The organism is Massilia sp., from assembly GCF_031995545.1.
Classification (GTDB): Bacteria; Pseudomonadota; Gammaproteobacteria; order Burkholderiales; family Burkholderiaceae_D; genus Telluria.
The window spans coordinates 131,180-148,048 of the sequence record NZ_DAMAGA010000007.1 but is presented as its reverse complement, the minus strand read 5'-3'; the positions used below and the strand labels follow the sequence as shown (position 1 = coordinate 148,048).

General features: G+C 64.3%; 16 protein-coding genes and 1 riboswitch. Of the genes, 11 read left to right on the top strand and 5 right to left on the bottom strand.

Going from position 1 to position 16,869, the window contains the following annotated elements; genetic code table 11:
• The first annotated feature begins 25 nt into the window (after positions 1-25).
• Positions 26-1,384 carry a TolC family outer membrane protein gene (locus RTQ83_RS07995; protein WP_312513003.1) on the top strand — a complete coding sequence of 453 codons (1,359 nt, stop codon included), beginning with the start codon at positions 26-28 and terminating at the stop codon, positions 1,382-1,384.
• 91 nt (positions 1,385-1,475) lie between these two features.
• Here RTQ83_RS07995 and ribB read toward each other — a convergent pair whose 3' ends face one another.
• The 4 genes from ribB to RTQ83_RS07975 form a co-directional block, all read right to left on the bottom strand.
• Positions 1,476-2,123 (bottom strand): 3,4-dihydroxy-2-butanone-4-phosphate synthase, encoded by a 648-nt coding sequence (gene ribB / locus RTQ83_RS07990; RefSeq protein ID WP_312513001.1) that lies wholly within the window; start codon positions 2,121-2,123, stop codon positions 1,476-1,478.
• 114 nt (positions 2,124-2,237) lie between these two features.
• A riboswitch (FMN riboswitch) is annotated at positions 2,238-2,384 on the bottom strand.
• A gap of 144 nt (positions 2,385-2,528) precedes the next feature.
• Positions 2,529-2,942 carry a lactoylglutathione lyase gene (gene gloA, locus RTQ83_RS07985; protein WP_312512999.1) on the bottom strand — a complete coding sequence of 138 codons (414 nt, stop codon included), beginning with the start codon at positions 2,940-2,942 and terminating at the stop codon, positions 2,529-2,531.
• A gap of 126 nt (positions 2,943-3,068) precedes the next feature.
• On the bottom strand, positions 3,069-3,500 hold the full coding sequence (locus tag RTQ83_RS07980) for an OsmC family protein (protein ID WP_312512997.1): 432 nt from the start codon (positions 3,498-3,500) through the stop codon (positions 3,069-3,071).
• 14 nt (positions 3,501-3,514) lie between these two features.
• Positions 3,515-3,826: a hypothetical protein gene (locus tag RTQ83_RS07975; protein WP_312512995.1), complete on the bottom strand. Its 312-nt coding sequence runs from the start codon at positions 3,824-3,826 to the stop codon at positions 3,515-3,517.
• 146 nt (positions 3,827-3,972) lie between these two features.
• On the opposite strand from RTQ83_RS07975, the gene RTQ83_RS07970 reads away from it, so the two are divergent.
• From RTQ83_RS07970 to RTQ83_RS07925, 10 genes are all read left to right on the top strand, one after another.
• Positions 3,973-4,887, top strand: coding sequence for a DUF3667 domain-containing protein (locus RTQ83_RS07970; protein WP_312512992.1), 915 nt, complete (start codon positions 3,973-3,975; stop codon positions 4,885-4,887).
• Positions 4,888-5,071: 184 nt separating this feature from the next.
• Positions 5,072-5,956, top strand: a complete 885-nt coding sequence (locus tag RTQ83_RS07965; protein ID WP_312513060.1) for an NAD kinase — start codon at positions 5,072-5,074, stop codon at positions 5,954-5,956.
• A 77-nt stretch (positions 5,957-6,033) separates the two neighbouring features.
• On the top strand, positions 6,034-7,698 hold the full coding sequence (gene recN / locus RTQ83_RS07960; protein WP_312512991.1) for a DNA repair protein RecN: 1,665 nt from the start codon (positions 6,034-6,036) through the stop codon (positions 7,696-7,698).
• A gap of 362 nt (positions 7,699-8,060) precedes the next feature.
• Positions 8,061-8,489 (top strand): organic hydroperoxide resistance protein, encoded by a 429-nt coding sequence (locus tag RTQ83_RS07955; protein ID WP_312512988.1) that lies wholly within the window; start codon positions 8,061-8,063, stop codon positions 8,487-8,489.
• 136 nt (positions 8,490-8,625) lie between these two features.
• A complete protein-coding gene (gene hemH / locus RTQ83_RS07950) occupies positions 8,626-9,729 on the top strand; it encodes a ferrochelatase (RefSeq protein ID WP_312512985.1) in 1,104 nt (367 codons plus the stop codon).
• A 222-nt stretch (positions 9,730-9,951) separates the two neighbouring features.
• Entirely contained in the window at positions 9,952-10,524 is a 573-nt protein-coding gene (gene grpE, locus RTQ83_RS07945; protein WP_312512982.1) for a nucleotide exchange factor GrpE, read from the top strand.
• A 133-nt stretch (positions 10,525-10,657) separates the two neighbouring features.
• On the top strand, positions 10,658-12,607 hold the full coding sequence (gene dnaK / locus RTQ83_RS07940) for a molecular chaperone DnaK (protein WP_312512980.1): 1,950 nt from the start codon (positions 10,658-10,660) through the stop codon (positions 12,605-12,607).
• A 124-nt stretch (positions 12,608-12,731) separates the two neighbouring features.
• On the top strand, positions 12,732-13,865 hold the full coding sequence (gene dnaJ / locus RTQ83_RS07935) for a molecular chaperone DnaJ (RefSeq protein WP_312512978.1): 1,134 nt from the start codon (positions 12,732-12,734) through the stop codon (positions 13,863-13,865).
• Between the two features lie 255 nt (positions 13,866-14,120).
• Entirely contained in the window at positions 14,121-14,819 is a 699-nt protein-coding gene (gene can / locus RTQ83_RS07930) for a carbonate dehydratase (RefSeq protein WP_312512976.1), read from the top strand.
• Complete coding sequence (locus RTQ83_RS07925; RefSeq protein ID WP_409456090.1) at positions 14,770-15,165, top strand: nucleotide pyrophosphohydrolase; 396 nt, start codon at positions 14,770-14,772, stop codon at positions 15,163-15,165. Before can ends, RTQ83_RS07925 begins: the two co-directional genes overlap by 50 nt.
• Positions 15,166-15,375: 210 nt before the next feature.
• On the opposite strand, the gene gabD is transcribed toward RTQ83_RS07925, so the two are convergent.
• Positions 15,376-16,830 carry an NADP-dependent succinate-semialdehyde dehydrogenase gene (gabD, locus tag RTQ83_RS07920; RefSeq protein WP_312512972.1) on the bottom strand — a complete coding sequence of 485 codons (1,455 nt, stop codon included), beginning with the start codon at positions 16,828-16,830 and terminating at the stop codon, positions 15,376-15,378.
• Positions 16,831-16,869: the final 39 nt, after the last annotated feature.

Genomic DNA, 16,869 nt, shown 5'->3' with positions numbered 1-16,869 from the left:
CTTGATGACTCCTGTGGAGAAAGCAATGCAGAAACCCCTTATCGCCGCGCTGCTCGCCAGCGCGTGCTTCTCGCTCAACGCCAGCGCTGCCGACCTGATCCAGGTGTACCAGCAGGCATTGGCCAACGACGCGACCTATGCGAGCGCGCGCGCTTCGCTGGCCGCCGGCCGCGAGCGGATCGTACAGGGGCGTGCGGGCTTGCTCCCCACCGTGGGCATCAGCGGGGCGATCACCAAGAACGACAACGACTTCGATCCATGGAACCTGGGCGCCACCAGCCCGCTGCCGAACGGCCAGCTGGGCGTGATCGGCGCCAGCGGCTCGAACCTGCGCACCAACGAATACACGCTGGCGCTGCAGCAGCCGCTGTACCGCTGGGACCGCTGGCAGACTTACCAGCAGAGCAAGCTGCAGCAGGCGATCGCCGAAGCCCAGTTTGCGCAAGCCCAGCAAGACCTGATCACGCGCGTGGCGCAAGCCTATTTCGACGTGCTGGCGGCCCAGGATGCGCTGGAATCGATCCGCGCCCAGAAGGACGCCACCACCGAGCAGCTCGCGTCGGCCAAGCGCAACTTCGAGGTCGGCACCCAAACCATCACCGATACCCATGAAGCCCAGGCCCAGTATGACCTGACGCTGGCCCAGGAATTCGCCGCCGTCAATGATCTGGACAACAAGCGCAATGCGCTGCAGGCGATCATCGGTACTGCCCCCACCAACCTGGCCTCGCTGAAAGCCGGCACCACGCTGGCGGTGCCGCAGCCGGCGAACGTCGATCCGTGGGTGTCGTCGGCCGAGGCCCAGAACTATGGCGTCACCGTCGGCGAACTGCAGGTGGAATTCGCGCGGCGCGACATCTCGCGCAACCGCGCCGGCCACCATCCGACGCTCGACTTCGTGGCCAGCTCCAGCCGCCGCGACGTGAACGGCCAGAGCACCGGTTCGGGCGTGACCAAGAACAACGCAGTCGGCCTGCAGTGGAGCGTGCCGATCTTCAGCGGCTACGCCGTTACCAGCCGGGTGCGCGAAGCGATCGCGCTCGAAGACCGCGCCCGCAACGACCTCGAAGCCACCCGCCGCAACTCGGCGCTGCAGGCGCGCCAGGCCTTCCTCGGCGTGAGCAGCGGCCTGGCCCGGGTCAAGGCGCTGGAAGCGGCCGAAGTGTCGAGCCAGTCGGCACTCGAATCGAACAAGCTCGGCTACCAGGTCGGCGTGCGTATCAATATCGACGTGCTGAACGCGCAGCGCCAGCTGTTCCAGACCCGCACCGACCTGGCGCGTGCGCGCTACGACACCATTCTCAACGGCCTGCGCCTGAAGGCGGCGGCCGGCTCGCTGCGCGAAGCCGATTTGATGCCGGTGAATAGCCTGCTGGCGGAGTAAGGATTCGTTCCGGGCGCACATTGCCCGGAATGATAAAAGGCCCGGAGCCAGCGCTGCTGGTTCCGGGCCTTTTACGTTTCCGTGTCGACGCTTACAAGGCGCGGGCGCGGCGCCACTGGATCAGTTCGGCGATGGTCAGGATCGGGAAGCCACGCTCTTCGGCGAACTGCTCGATCTGTTCGCCGCGCATCATGGTGCCGTCCGGATTCATCAGCTCGCACAGCACCGCCGCCGGCTGCAGGCCGGCCAGCTTGGCCAGGTCGACCGAGCCTTCGGTGTGGCCGGCACGCGCCAGCACGCCGCCCGGGGTGGCGCGCAGCGGGAACACGTGGCCCGGACGCACCAGATCGTGCGGCTGGGCGTTGCGCGCGATCGCGGCCTGGATGGTCGAGACGCGGTCCGCGGCCGACACGCCGGTGGTGACGCCGTGACGGGCCTCGATCGACACCGTGAACGGGGTGCCGTAGCGGCTGCCGTTCTCGGGCGCCATCGGCGGCAGTTCCAGTGCGCGCACCTTGTCGTCGGACAGGCACAGGCAGACGATGCCGCTGCATTCGCGGATCATCAGGGCCATGGTTTCGACGCTCAGCTTTTCGGCGGCGACGATCAGGTCGGCTTCGTTCTCGCGGTCGAAATCGTCGAGCAGGATGACCGGCACACCGGCACGCATGGCAGTCAGAGCGGCGGCGATGCGGCCTTCCAGGTCGTTGCTGTGAAGGGTAAAGGTAGGGACTAACATGTGAAACGCTCCTCGCAAAGTAAAGGCGAAAAACGCATCAGGGCAAGCGAACACCATGCACCCATGCGGCAGCTAAGCGATAACTCAGCGGCCGTGACTGGGCACAAGGACAGCGCACATCTTCTTTCATCCGGACTATACCGTCGGCCCTGGCATCTCACCAGGTCTGCTGACCCTGCTCATACCGAGCAGGCGCTCGCGGGCTCGACCGTTGCCAGTCATACCGCCGGTGGGGAATCGCACCCCGCCCCGAAGACGTAATTACATTGTGGTTGCCTGTTGGATAGGCGAGGGGATTGTAGCAGTGCGTTGCGATCCTTGCTGGGGGAAGGCAACTTTCTTGATGAAGAAGCGCTGCTTGCAAACCGGTGGGTAGATGTGCAGGCAGTCCTGGCGTGACGCGGATTAGTTGCTCAGTCCACCGCCACCGGCCTGGTCGGCACGCTCGATCAGCTCGACCTTGTAGCCGTCCGGATCGGTGATGAAGGCGATCACGGTGGTGCCGCCCTTGACCGGGCCCGGTTCGCGCGAGATGTTGCCGCCGGCCGCGCGCACTTGCTCGCAGGTGGCGTAGATGTCTTCGGTCGACAGCGCGATGTGGCCGTAGGCGGTGCCCATGTCGTAGCTGTCGGTGCCCCAGTTGTAGGTCAGCTCGAGCTCGGCGTGGTCCGGGTTGCTGCCGTAGCCGAGGAAGGCCAGGCTGTATTTGTATTCGGTGTTCTCGCTGGTGCGCAGCAGTTTCATGCCCAGCACTTTGGTGTAGAAGTCGATGGAACGTTGCAGGTCGCCGACCCTCAACATGGTATGCAGGATGCGCATCTGGGTTGTCCTATTGGTGTTTCGGAAAGCGCCATTTTATGCCTTCGGCGCAAACCTTGCCGGACGCGGCGGATGCACGCCACCACGGGCAGGATGCCCGTAGCGACGCAGCGTCCATCGCAACGCTCAGCTCTCCAGCTTGGCGTCGAGCGTGATCTTTGCGTTCAGCAGTTTCGACACCGGGCAGTTTTCCTTGGCCGTGGTGGCCGCCTTGTCGAAGGCTTCCTGGCTGGCGCCCGGGATCTTTGCCACCAGATCGAGGTGGATGGCGGTGATCGAGAAGCCGCCCTCGACCTTTTCCATCGACACCGTGGCCGTGGTGCGCAGCTCGTCCGCGGTCAGGCCGGCCTGGCCCAGCTGGCCGGACAGGGCCATCGTGAAGCAGCCGGCGTGTGCCGCGCCGATCAGTTCTTCCGGATTGGTGCCGGGCGCATCTTCGAAGCGGGTGTTGAAGCCGTAGGGCTGGTCCTTCAGCGCGCCGCTGCCGGTCGAGACCTGGCCTTTGCCGTCCTTGATGCCGCCGCTCCAGACGGCGCTGCCGTTACGTTTGATCGTCATGCGTATTCCTTTCGTTATCGGTTTTGACCCGGCTCGGAATCGACCGAGTCGTGATCGCGCATTGCCTGATTGCGGTCGGGCTGCGGCTTGGCCTGGCCGGCCGCTTCCGGATTCGGGTTGACAGCTTGCGAGATGCCCGGCGTGCCGCGCGCTTCGGTGTCCACCAGCCCCTGCTCCAGATCCTTGGCCGCCTGGTTGATGATGCCGCGCGGCGCCTGGTCTTGCGCGTCCGGCGATTCGTCGCGTTCATGCGGTTGTCGTTTGACGCCGTCGTCGCTCATCGGTTCCTTGGTATTCACGAACCGGTCTTTGGTTTCGGTCACCATGTTGCGCTCCTCGTGTGTTTCAGTTGGTTTCATCCTAACCGTGTGCGAATGAAACAGTCGCGCAATTGAATGGTGACTATTTGTGATGCTTTTTTGCAATTACATGGTTACCATGTCAGCTTGACTGTCTTGACGAATTGACCGCCGTGACTTCCGAGACCCTGTCCCACTCGCATTCGTACCAGCACGCCTCGACCGCCTGCCTGAACTGCGGCGCCGCCACCGCCGGCAATTATTGCCAGCACTGCGGCCAGGCCACCCACCTGCACGTGCCGAGCGCGCGCGAATTCCTGCACGAGTTCATCGCCCATTACGTGGCGCTGGAAGGCAAGCTGTGGAAGTCGCTGGGCAAACTGATCTTCAAGCCGGGCTTCCTGTCGCGCGAATACATCGAGGGCCGGCGCGTGCGCTACCTCGAGCCGCTGCGCCTGTACCTGACCTTCAGCATCATCTTCTTTGCGCTGGTCAAGCTCAGTGGCGTACAAGTGATCGATTTCGGTGAACCACATGCCCGCCCGGCAATCGTCGCCGCCAGCGATGCCGACGACACCCGTGCCGGCCAGGAGCTGCTCGACGCTGAGCTCAGCAGCTTCGAGAAAAAGACGGTGGCCTGGACCGCATCGCTCAATCCCGCCCTGGGCGAGAAGACGGCGCGCTTCTTCGCGCTGCCGCGCCAGCAGCAGAAGGACGCGATCACGCGCGCCTTCTTCGCTTACTCTCCGTATGCGATCTTCGCCCTGATGCCGGTGTTTGCGTTGTACCTGAAGGGCCTCTACCTGGGCAGTGGGCGCCGCTACGGCGAGCACTTCCTGTTTGCGCTGCACAGCAATGCCTTCGCGTTCCTGATGATGAGCGTGATGATTCTGACGCCCGCCAGCTGGGATTTCGTGCGCCTCGTATTGCTGCTATGGCTGGTGTTCTACCTGCCCATTGCCATGCGCCGCGTGTATGGCGGCAGCCGCCTGGCGACGGCAGCGCGCTGGATGGTTTTAATGGTGCTGCATTTCGTTAGCCTGGCGTTGGCGCTCGCCATTGCCACCGCGCAGGCACTGCTGGGCTGAACTTGCAGGGAGAGGCCAGCGCCAAGTATACTGTTCATCCATACAGTAATTGCAGAGCGCCGTGATGGCAGCCGCAGGGATTATCGGTTAATCTCCAGCGTGTCGTTCAACCTCAACCGCCGAGACCGTTATGCCCGCTTCGCCTGCCGCGCCCACTTCGACCGCTTCGATTGCCTCGACCGGGATGCAACAGATCATCGCGCTCGTGGTGCGGCAGAATACCGCCGGCGTCGAAGAGCCGGTGAGCCGCATCCAGGCCTTCCTGGAGCAAAGCGGCTACCGCGTGGTGTTCGAGCAGGACACCGCGGCGCACCTGCAGCTGGGCGGCCTGGAATCGATGACCGTGGCCGAGATCGGCCAGCAGGCCAAGATCGCGATCGTGGTCGGCGGCGACGGCACCATGCTCGGCATCGCGCGCCAATTGGCTGAATACGATATTGCCCTGATCGGCATCAACCAGGGCCGGCTCGGCTTCATCACCGACATCCCGCTCGACAATATGTTGCCGGCGCTGGGCGAAATCCTGCAGGGCCGCTCGCGCGCCGAAGAGCGCACCCTGCTCGAAGCGCGCGTGATGCGCGGCGGCGAGCAGATCTTCTGCAGCGTGGCCGTCAACGACGTGGTAGTGGCGCGCGGCACCGGCGCCGGCATGGTCGAACTCAAGCTGACCGTGGACGGCCAGTTCATGTATAACCAGCGTTCGGACGGCCTGATTGTCTCCACGCCCACCGGCTCCACCGCGTACGCGCTGTCGGCCGGCGGCCCGCTGCTGCATCCGAGCCTGGGCGGCACGGTGCTGGTGCCGATCGCGCCGCACGCACTGTCGAACCGGCCGATCGTGGTGCCCGACACCAGCGAGATCGTGGTCGAGCTGGTCAGCGGGCGCGACATCAGCGTCAACTTCGACATGCAGACGTTTACCAGCCTGCAGCTGGGCGACCGCATCGTGATCTCGCGTTCGCCGCACACCATCACCTTCCTGCATCCGCTCGACTGGAGCTACTACCACACGCTGCGCCAGAAGCTGCACTGGAACGAATACCCGACCGGCGACGGCAAGCTCAAGTAATCACCCGCACCGCCCAGCCGCCAACCTCAGTTGCCACGAATCGCACCAAGACCGATAACCCGGAGACCCGATTTTTCATGCTGCGCACACTTACCATCCGCGACTTCGTCATCGTCGACACCATCGAACTGGAGTTCTCGAACGGCTTTTCGGTGTTCACAGGCGAGACCGGCGCCGGCAAGTCGATCCTGATCGATGCGCTGCAACTGGCGCTGGGCGGGCGCGGCGATGCCAGCATGGTGCGCGAGGGCGCGGCCAAGGCCGACATCACGGCCGACTTCGCACTCACCGATGCGGCGGCGCGCTGGCTGGACGAGCATGAATTCAAGCTTGAGGAAGGCGGCGCGCTGCTGCGCCGCGTGATCGACAACGCCGGCCGCTCCAAGGCCTACATCAACGGCGTGGCCGCCACCGCGGCGCAGTTGCGCGAGCTGGGCGACATGCTGGTCGACATCCACGGCCAGCACGCGCACCAGTCGCTGCTCAAACCCGACGCCCAGCGCGCGCTGCTCGACAACCAGATCGCGGTGCGCGACGCGTCCGCGCGCGCCGAGGCCCAGCAGGTGTCGAATGCCTGGCGCAGCTGGCGCGCGCTGGTGCGCCAGCGCGAGGAATACGAGACCAATGCCAAGAACGTGCTGATCGAGCGCGAGCGTCTGGAGTGGCAGGTCAGCGAACTCGACAAGCTGGCGCCGAAGGCCGGCGAATGGGTCGAGATCAGCAACGAGCACAGCCGCCTGTCGCATGCTGCCAGCCTGCTCGAGGGCGCGCAGGAAGCGTTGGCGGCGATCTCGGAATCCGAGCATCCGATCCTGTCCCAGCTGTCCTCGCTGAATGCCAAGCTGGGTAAGCTGGTCGACATCGACATCCAGCTGCAGGGCGTGCTCGACTGCATGGAGCCGGCACGGATCCAGCTGCAGGAAGCGGTGTCCGAGCTGAACAACTACATCGACAAGGTCGAGCTCGATCCGGAGCGCCTGCGGGTGGTCGACGCGCGCATGGAAGCGCTGCACAGCGCCGCGCGCAAGTACCGCGTCACGCCCGAGGAACTGCCCGACGAGCACGCGGCGCTTTCCGCCAAGCTGCGCCAGCTGGCCGACGCCACCGACATCGACGGCCTGCGCAAGCAGGAAGACAAGGCCAAGGCCGCCTACATGGACGTGGCCGCCAAGCTGTCGGTGCGCCGCACCAAGGCGGCGGCCGAACTGGGCACGCAGGTGACGGCGGCGATGCAGGAACTGAGCATGAGCGGCGGCAGTTTCGCCATCGCGCTGGTCGGTGGCGAGCCGGGCGCACACGGGCTCGAGCAAGTGGAGTTTTTGGTGGCCGGCCACGCCGGCGTGGCGCCGCGGCCGCTGGCCAAGGTGGCGTCGGGCGGCGAACTGGCGCGTATCTCGCTTGCCATTTCCGTGATCACCTCGAACGCGACCACGGTGCCGACCCTGATCTTCGACGAGGTCGATACCGGTATCGGCGGCGGCGTGGCCGAGGTGGTGGGGCGCCTGCTCAAGCGCCTGGGCCAGCAGCGCCAGGTGCTGTGCGTGACCCACTTGCCGCAGGTGGCGAGCCAGGCCAACCAGCACTTCCAGGTAGCCAAGGGCACCACCGGCGAAGGGCGCACCGTGTCGCGTATCGACGTGCTCGACAGCCGGGCGCGGGTGGAGGAAGTGGCGCGCATGCTGGGCGGGATCGAGATCACCGAGACGACGCGCAAGCATGCGCGGGAGCTGTTGGCGTCCTGAAGAAGTTCCTGGATCTGGAGGAAGCTGTTGGCATTTCCAAGAACTTCCGGACCTCCGCAGACCGCTGACATAACCTTCAACCTACTACTTTCGAACGTCATCCCCGCGAAGGCGGGGACCCAAGTTTGCTCGCACATCCACTAACGCGTGCGTTCTCACTGTGCATGGGCATTAGGTCCCCGCCTTCGCGGGGATGACGTGCGAAAGTAGCAGATCATCGTGGGCGCAGCGGCAGATCGATATCGCAGCATCGATTGTCACGCAAGCGTCATCCATTGTTCCGGATTCTGTGGCAAAGTCATCATCGATCTGCCGTTCAACACGGCACCGATCCCCGACAATTCCACAGAAAGGACATCCGAATGAGCATCGACAAAGTACTGTACCGCGCCCAGGCCACCTCGCAGGGCGGCCGTGAAGGCACCTCGAAAAGTTCCGACGGCGTACTTGACCTGAAACTGTTGACCCCCAAGGAGCTGGGCGGTGGCGGCGGTGCAGGCACCAATCCGGAACAGCTGTTCGCAGCCGGCTACTCGGCCTGCTTCATCGGCGCCCTGAAGTTCGTCGCCGGCCAGGCCAAGGTGGCGCTGCCGCAAGACCTGAGCGTCACCGGCGACGTCGGCATCGGCCAGGTGCCGACCGGCTTCGCGATCGAGGTCGACCTCACCGTCAAGGCCCCGGGCATGGACCAGGCCCAGCTGCAGGAACTGGTGGACAAGGCCCACATCGTCTGCCCGTACTCGAACGCCACCCGCAACAACATCGACGTGCGCCTGCACGTGAGCACCTGACCGGGGTTTGACCGCGCGCGCCGTGGCTGGGCCGCCACGCCCGGTGCGCCACAGGCGGCATGCAGGCCGGATGGCGCCTGCATGCGGCGCAGGCCCCACATATAATGTGAGGTCCCGTCAGCGTCCATAAGCCTTCATGCCATTTCGTAAAGAACCGCCCCACACCCACGGCGCCGTCTCGCGCAGCGCGATCGTGCTGGTCAACCTCGGCACCCCCGACGAACCGACCCGCGCCAAGGTGCGCACCTATCTGAAGCAGTTCCTGTCCGACCCGCGCGTGGTCGAGATCCCGGCGCGCATCTGGTGGTTCATCCTGAACCTGTTCATCCTGCCGTTCCGCTCCGGCCAGTCGGCCGCCAAGTACCGCACTATCTGGACTCGCGAAGGCTCGCCCCTGAAAGTGTTCACGGCGCAGCAGGCGGTCAAACTGCAGGCGATGCTGGCCGAGCGCGGCCACCAGGACGTGCAGGTGGCGATGGCCATGCGCTACGGCTCGCCGGCGCTGCCCGACGTGCTCGACCGGCTGAAGGAAGAGGGCGTCGACCGCATCGCCATCCTGCCCGCGTATCCGCAGTATTCCGGCACCACCACCGCCTCGATCTGGGACGCCGTGTTCGGCCACTACAAGCACGTGCGCAACATTCCCGAACTGCGCCTGGTGAAGCACTACCACGACCACGAAGCCTACATCGAAGCGCTGCGCGCCAATGTGCAGGCGCACTGGGACGCACACGGCCGCGGCCAGAAGCTGGTGATGAGCTTCCACGGCACGCCCAAGCGCACGCTGGAGCTGGGCGACCCGTATTTCTGCGAATGCCAGAAGACCGGCCGCCTGCTGGCGCAAGCCCTGGGTCTGAGCCCGGACGACTACCTGGTCACCTTCCAGTCGCGCTTCGGCAAGGCCGAATGGCTGCAGCCGTACACCGCGCCGACGGTGCAGGAACTGGCGCGCGCCGGCGTCGAACGCATCGACGTGATCTGCCCGGGTTTCACCAGCGACTGCCTGGAAACGCTGGAAGAGATCTCGATGGAAGTGCGCCACGATTTCGAGACCGCCGGCGGCAAGGAATTCCACTACATCCCTTGCCTGAACGCTTCCCCAAGCTGGATCGTCGGCATGGCCGAGATCGCCGAACAGCACCTGATCGGCTGGCCGACCATCCTGACCCCGGCCCAGGTCGAGGCGCGCCGCCGCGATGCCGAGGTTGGCGCCGCCAACGCCGCGCGCCTGGGCGCCTGAATCCGACATGAAGCTGCGGCCGCGCCGTAGCGCGGTCCTTGCTCGTTGACAACCTGCTAAAATACCCTGCTGTCAATGCAGGGTTGGCAGGCCATCCCCACTGCTTATGGCTTTCTTGCAATTCCCCTTGAAATTGTAGGAGATCGCCCCATCTGGGGCGCTGTGTATCAGTCAGGATACGTTTCCAACTCAGCCAAGTCCTTGATTCCAGGAGTATTTTCGATGCAAGACCAAAAAAACGAAGAGGTGATCAACCAGCAGGAAGGCGTGCAACCGGCCGCTGACACCGCTGCTGACGCTGCTCCGCAAGCCGCCCCGCAGGCTGCTGCCGCCGAACCCGGCCTCGAAGAACAGCTGAGCGCCACCGAAGCCAAGCTGGCCGAAATGCACGACGCCTTCATGCGCGCCAAGGCCGACGCGGAAAACATCCGCCGCCGCGCCCAGGAAGACGTCAGCAAGGCCCACAAGTTCGCCATCGAAAGCTTCGCCGAAGCGATGGTGCCGGTGCGCGACAGCCTGGAAATGGCGCTCAAAGTCGAAGCGCCGACCGTGGAGTCGATCAAGGAAGGCGTCGAGATGACGCTCAAGCAATTGACTGCCGCGTTCGAGAAGAACCGCCTGGTCGAAGTGATGCCGCAAGCCGGCGACAAGCTCGACCCGAACAAGCACCAGGCCGTGGCCGTGGTGCCGGCGGAGCAGGAAGCCAATACCGTGGTGACCGTGCTGCAGAAGGGCTACATGATCGCCGACCGCCTGCTGCGTCCGGCCATCGTGACCGCCGCTGCACCGAAATAAGCGAAATAAGCAGGACGAAAGCCGGACGCCGCGTGCATCGGTGCGTGATTTAACTGAACCGCACTTGAAACCGCGCTCCGGCTTCCCAATATTGAATCCATCAGAAATCTACAAATACTAAAAGGAACACATCATGGGCAAAATCATCGGTATCGACCTGGGCACCACCAACTCCTGCGTCGCCATCATGGAAAACGGTACCCCGAAGGTGATCGAGAACGCCGAAGGCGCGCGTACCACGCCGTCGATCATCGCTTACCAGGAAGATGGCGAGATCCTGGTCGGCGCGCCGGCCAAGCGCCAGGCCGTGACCAACCCGAAGAACACCCTGTTCGCCGTCAAGCGCCTGATCGGCCGTAAGTTCGACGAAAAAGAAGTGCAAAAAGACATTTCGCTGATGCCGTACCAGATCGTCAAGGCCGACAACGGCGACGCCTGGGTCGGCGTGCGCGACAAGAAACTGGCCGCCCAGCAGATCTCGGCTGAAGTGCTGCGCAAGATGAAGAAGACCGCCGAAGACTACCTGGGCGAAGAAGTCACCGAAGCCGTGATCACCGTGCCGGCTTACTTCAACGACTCGCAGCGCCAGGCGACCAAGGACGCCGGCCGCATCGCCGGTCTGGACGTCAAGCGCATCATCAACGAGCCGACCGCGGCTGCGCTGGCATTCGGCCTGGACAAGACCGACAAGGGCGACCGCAAGATCGCCGTGTATGACCTGGGCGGCGGCACGTTCGACGTCTCGATCATCGAAATCGCCGACGTCGATGGCGAAAAGCAGTTCGAAGTGCTGTCGACCAACGGCGACACCTTCCTGGGCGGCGAAGACTTCGACCAGCGCGTGATCGACTACATCATCGACGAATTCAAGAAGATCAACGGCCTCGACCTGTCGAAGGACGCGATCGCCCTGCAGCGCATCAAGGCATCGGCCGAGCGCGCCAAGATCGAACTGTCGTCGTCGCAGCAGACCGAAATCAACGAGCCGTACATCGCCATGGCGAACGGCGCACCGGTCCACTTGAACCTGAAGATGACCCGCGCCAAGCTGGAATCGCTGGTCGAGGAACTGATCCTCAAGACCATCGAGCCATGCCGCATCGCGATCAAGGATGCCGGCGTCAAGGTCAGCGACATCGACGACATCATCCTGGTCGGCGGCATGACCCGCATGCCGAAGGTGCAAGAGAAAGTGAAGGAATTCTTCGGCAAGGATGCACGCAAGGACGTCAACCCTGACGAAGCCGTCGCCGTCGGCGCCGCCATTCAAGGTTCGGTCCTGTCGGGCGAGCGCAAGGACCTGCTGCTGCTGGACGTGACCCCGCTGTCGCTGGGTATCGAAACCCTGGGCGGCGTGATGACCAAGATGATCCACAAGAACACCACGATCCCGACCAAGTTCTCGCAGGTGTTCTCGACCGCCGACGACAACCAGCCGGCCGTCACCATCAAGGTGTACCAGGGCGAGCGTGAAATCGCGGCCGGTAACAAGGGCCTGGGCGAATTCAACCTGGAAGGCATCCCGCCGGCAGCACGCGGCACCCCGCAGATCGAAGTGACCTTCGACATCGACGCCAACGGCATCCTGCACGTCGGCGCGAAAGACAAGGCCACCGGCAAGGAAAACAAGATCACCATCAAGGCCAACTCGGGCCTGTCGGAAGAAGAAATCCAGAAGATGGTGAAGGACGCCGAGCTGAACGCGGAAGAAGACAAGAAGGTCAAGGAACTGGCCGAAGCGCGCAACCAGGGCGACGCTCTGGTGCACTCGACCCGCAAGTCGCTGGGCGAGTACGGCGACAAGCTGGAAGCCGGCGAGAAAGAGAAGATCGAAGCGGCGATCGTCGACCTGGAAGGCGCGATCAAGTCGGGCGACAAGTCGGACATCGACGCCAAGACCGCGGCCCTGTCGGAAGCTGCCCAGAAGCTGGGTGAAAAGATGTACGCCGACATGCAGGCGCAGCAGGCCGGCGGCGCCGGTGCAGCGGGCGCGGCAGGTGGTCCAGGCGCGGGCGAGCAATCGGCCAAGCAGGACGACGACGTGGTCGACGCCGACTTCAAGGAAGTGAAGGACGCCAAGTAAGCGTCTCCGGGCGCGGGGAGATACCTCTCCCGCGCATGGGCCGAGCCGATACCTTCACCGGTCCATCGGCTCGGTTTTTTTGGTGTGAACAGATTCGTTAGCAGACAACAGCAAGGTGCCGCCAATGGCAAAGCGTGATTTTTACGAGATCCTCGGGGTCGCGAAGGGTGCGTCGGAAGACGAGATCAAGAAGGCGTATCGCAAGCTCGCGATGAAGTACCACCCTGACCGCAATCCGGACAACAAGGAAGCGGAAGAGAAGTTCAAGGAGGTCAAGGAAGCCTACGAGATGCTGACCAATCCGGAGAAGCGCGAGGCGTATGACCGCTACGGTCACGCCGGCGTCGATCCGAACAGCGGCATGGGCGGCGGCTTCGGCGGCGGCGCGGGCGGCTTCGGCGACGCGTTCGGCGACATCTTCGGCGACATCTTCGGCGGCGGCCGCGGTGGACGCGGCGGTGGCGGACCCCAGGTCTACCGCGGCGCCGACCTGCGCTACAACCTCGAGATCACGCTGGAGCAGGCGGCGCACGGCTTCGACACCACCATCCGCGTGCCGAGCTGGGACAAGTGCGACACCTGCCACGGCAGCGGCGCCAAGCCGGGCACCCAGCCAGTGACTTGCACCACCTGCGCCGGCCACGGCCAGGTGCGCATGCAGCAGGGCTTCTTCAGCATCCAGCAGACCTGCCCCAAGTGCCACGGCAGCGGCAAGATCATCCCGGAACCGTGCGCGGCCTGCGGCGGCGCCGGACGCATCAAGCGCAACAAGACGCTGGAAGTGAAGATCCCGGCGGGTATCGACAACGGCATGCGCATCCGCTCGTCGGGCAACGGCGAACCGGGCACCAACGGCGGGCCGCCGGGCGACCTGTATGTGGAGATCCACATCAAGCCGCACGCGGTGTTCCAGCGCGAAGGCGACGACCTGCATTGCGAAATGCCGATCTCGTTCAGCAAGGCTGCATTGGGCGGCGAGATCGAAGTGCCGACCCTCACCGGCAAGGTGTCGTTCACGGTGCCCGAAGGCACCCAGACCGGCAAGACCTTCCGTCTGAAAGGCAAGGGCATCAAGGGCGTGCGTTCGGGCTACGTGGGCGACCTGTTCTGCCACGTGGCGGTCGAGACCCCGGTCAAGCTGACCGACAAGCAGAAGGACCTGCTGCGCGAATTCGACCGCCTGACCAACGAAGGCGGCGGCAAGCACAGCCCGCAGAGCAAGGGCTGGATGGACAAGGTCAAGGACTTCTTCGAATAAGCCGCATCACGAAAACCGCCGACCGGCATGCGCCGTCGGCGGTTTTTTTACGCCTGTCGCCCGGGGTGCGTATGCAGGGCGGGTGGTGGTGGTGGCCCGGTGTACCGACAGCGGCGCCGGACTGTACCTCCGAACGCTGGTACACTTGTGGTCTTTCCCGGAGATTTTTCACGCTTTGGCGCCTTCATGCCCGCATCAGAACGGGCAGGGCAACGTCCCCCTGCGGACGGCAACATCACAATACAAGGAATCACAATGGACCAGAACAAGACCAAGGGACTCAGTGCGGAAGACCTGTTCGAGCGTAACCGTAACTGGGCCGCCTCGATGGTCTCGGAAGACCCGAACTTCTTCAAGGCCCTGTCCGAACAACAGGCCCCGGAATACCTGTGGATCGGCTGCTCCGACAGCCGCGTGCCGGCCAACGAGCTGCTCGGCATGGCGCCGGGCGAACTGTTCGTCCACCGCAATATCGCCAACGTGGTCGTGCACTCCGACCTGAACTGCCTGAGCGTGCTGCAGTTCGCGATCGACGTGCTGAAGGTCAAGCACATCATCATCTGCGGCCACTACGGCTGCTCGGGCGTGCACGCGGCGCTGACCGACATCCGCGTCGGCCTGGCCGACAACTGGCTCGGCCACGTGCGCGACGTGCGCGAAAAGCGCGGCCAGTACCTCGGCAACGTCAGCGGCCGCGCCGCCACCAACCGCCTGGTCGAACTGAACGTGGCCGAGCAGGTGATCAACACCGCCCAGACCACCATCGTGCGCGACGCCTGGGAACGCGGCCAGCCGCTGACCATCCACAGCTGGGTGTACGGCGTGCACGACGGCCTGCTGCGCGACCTGGGGATCACGGTCAGCAGCTTCGACGAGATCGCGCCGAAGCTCGATCGCGTGCTCAATGGCTACCTGGAGAACGGCCAGGTGCGCGAGGAACGCCGTGGCCAGTGACCTGGACCGCTTGCGCGGGATCGTCCGCGCATTCGTGGACGAACGCGACTGGGACCAGTTCCATACGCCCAAGAACCTGGCCTCGGCCTTGACGGTCGAGGCGGCGGAGCTGCTGGAGCATTTCCAGTGGCTGCAGTCGGGCCGGCTTGATGAGCTCGGGGCCGACAAGCTGGTCGAGGTGAGGCACGAGATGGCCGATGTGCTGGTGTATCTGGTGCGGCTGGCCGACAAGCTCGATGTCGATCTGTTCGCGGCGGTGGAGGAGAAGATGGTGCTCAACCGCGCCAAGTATCCGGCGGAGCTGGTGCGCGGCGATGCGCGCAAGTACTACGAGTACAAGAAGTAGGCTGTCACGCGGCGTGCATTATGGCCCGCACCCTATGAGCCGTCATCCCCGCGAAGGCGGGGACCCAAGTTCGTTGCGTACCATCTGCTTCAACTGCTATTGGGTTGCGAGCAAACTTGGGTTCCCGCCTTCGCGGGAATGACGGTCTTTAGGGAGGAGGTGAAAGGTTACGTTCGTTTCTCTTCACGCTGGCCAGGTTTGGGCTAACGCTCAAATCCCACCCATGCAGATGTACTTCACGACCAGATAATCGTCCATCCCGTAGCTCGATCCTTCGCGTCCCAACCCCGACTGCTTGACCCCGCCAAACGGCGCCACCTCGGTCGAAATCAGCCCGGTATTCACCCCCACCATTCCGGTCTCGATCGCCTCGGCCACGCGCCACACGCGCCCGATATCGCGCGCATAGAAGTACGACGCCAGCCCGAATTCGGTATCGTTGGCGAGCTTGATCACTTCTTCCTCGGTCTTGAACCGGAACAGCGGCGCCAGCGGCCCGAAGGTCTCTTCGCGCGCCACCACCATATCGGTGGTGACATCAAGCAGCACGGTCGGCTCGAAGAAGCTGTGTCCCAGCGCGTGACGCTTGCCGCCCACCAGCACCTTGGCGCCTTTGCCCAGCGCGTCCTCGATGTGCTGCTCGACTTTCACGACCGCCTTCTCTTCGATCAGCGGCCCCTGGGTCACGCCGTCTTCGATGCCGTTGCCGACCTTCAGCTTGCCCACTGCAGCAGCCAGCTTGCGCGCGAACTCGTCGTACACGCCGTCCTGCACGTACAGGCGATTCGCGCAGACGCAGGTCTGGCCGGCATTGCGGTATTTGGAGGCGATCGCGCCTTCGACCGCGGCATCGATGTCGGCATCGTCGAACACGATGAACGAGGCATTCCCGCCCAGTTCCAGCGACAGCTTCTTGACCGTCGGCGCCGACTGCTCCATCAGCAGGCGGCCCACCGGCGTCGAGCCGGTGAAGCTCAGTTTGCGCACCGTCGGGTTGGAGGTCATCTCGCCGCCGATCGCCTTGGCGTCGCCGATCACCACGCTGAACACGCCCTTCGGCACGCCGGCGCGTTCGGCCAGCACGGCCAGGGCCAGTGCCGACAGCGGCGTCAGTTCGGCGGGTTTGAGCACGATCGGGCAGCCGGCGGCCAGCGCCGGGGCGACTTTACGCGTGATCATCGCGGCCGGGAAGTTCCACGGCGTGATCGCGGCGCATACGCCGATCGGCTCCTTGGTCACCACGATGCGGCTGTTGGCCCAAGGGGACGCCAGCGTCTCGCCGGCGATGCGCTTGGCTTCCTCGGCGAACCATTCGAAGAACGAGGCGGCATAAGTGATCTCGCCTTTCGATTCCTTGAGCGGCTTGCCCTGCTCGAGCGTCATCAGCAGCGCCAGGTCGTCGGCGTTCTCCAGCATCAGGTCGGACCAACGACGCAGAATGGCGGCGCGTTCCTTGGCGGTCTTCTTGCGCCAGGCCGGCCAGGCGGCGTTCGCGGCTTCGATCGCGCGGCGGGTCTCGCCTGCACCCATGTGCGGCACCGTGGCCAGCTGCTCGCCGGTGGCGGGGTTAAGGACGGCGATGGTCTCGCCATTGTCGGCGTCGATCCAGGCGCCGTCGATATAGGCCTGCTGGCGCAGCAGGGACGGGTCTTTCAGCTCAGGCATGGGACTCCTTGTCTGTGAGGTAGGTGAGAAGGGGTTGGA

Excerpts from the sequence above, each read along its gene's own strand:
- recN (WP_312512991.1), top strand. The coding sequence starts at position 6,034 with ATGCTGCGCACACTTACCATCCGCGACTTCGTCATCGTCGACACCATC.
- dnaJ (WP_312512978.1), top strand. The coding sequence starts at position 12,732 with ATGGCAAAGCGTGATTTTTACGAGATCCTCGGGGTCGCGAAGGGTGCG.
- RTQ83_RS07925 (WP_409456090.1), top strand. The coding sequence starts at position 14,770 with ATGGCTACCTGGAGAACGGCCAGGTGCGCGAGGAACGCCGTGGCCAGT.
- RTQ83_RS07980 (WP_312512997.1), bottom strand. The coding sequence starts at position 3,500 with ATGACGATCAAACGTAACGGCAGCGCCGTCTGGAGCGGCGGCATCAAG.
- RTQ83_RS07995 (WP_312513003.1), top strand. The coding sequence starts at position 26 with ATGCAGAAACCCCTTATCGCCGCGCTGCTCGCCAGCGCGTGCTTCTCG.
- can (WP_312512976.1), top strand. The coding sequence starts at position 14,121 with ATGGACCAGAACAAGACCAAGGGACTCAGTGCGGAAGACCTGTTCGAG.
- hemH (WP_312512985.1), top strand. The coding sequence starts at position 8,626 with ATGCCATTTCGTAAAGAACCGCCCCACACCCACGGCGCCGTCTCGCGC.
- RTQ83_RS07965 (WP_312513060.1), top strand. The coding sequence starts at position 5,072 with ATGCAACAGATCATCGCGCTCGTGGTGCGGCAGAATACCGCCGGCGTC.
- ribB (WP_312513001.1), bottom strand. The coding sequence starts at position 2,123 with ATGTTAGTCCCTACCTTTACCCTTCACAGCAACGACCTGGAAGGCCGC.
- dnaK (WP_312512980.1), top strand. The coding sequence starts at position 10,658 with ATGGGCAAAATCATCGGTATCGACCTGGGCACCACCAACTCCTGCGTC.
- RTQ83_RS07955 (WP_312512988.1), top strand. The coding sequence starts at position 8,061 with ATGAGCATCGACAAAGTACTGTACCGCGCCCAGGCCACCTCGCAGGGC.
- gloA (WP_312512999.1), bottom strand. The coding sequence starts at position 2,942 with ATGCGCATCCTGCATACCATGTTGAGGGTCGGCGACCTGCAACGTTCC.
- grpE (WP_312512982.1), top strand. The coding sequence starts at position 9,952 with ATGCAAGACCAAAAAAACGAAGAGGTGATCAACCAGCAGGAAGGCGTG.
- gabD (WP_312512972.1), bottom strand. The coding sequence starts at position 16,830 with ATGCCTGAGCTGAAAGACCCGTCCCTGCTGCGCCAGCAGGCCTATATC.
- RTQ83_RS07975 (WP_312512995.1), bottom strand. The coding sequence starts at position 3,826 with ATGGTGACCGAAACCAAAGACCGGTTCGTGAATACCAAGGAACCGATG.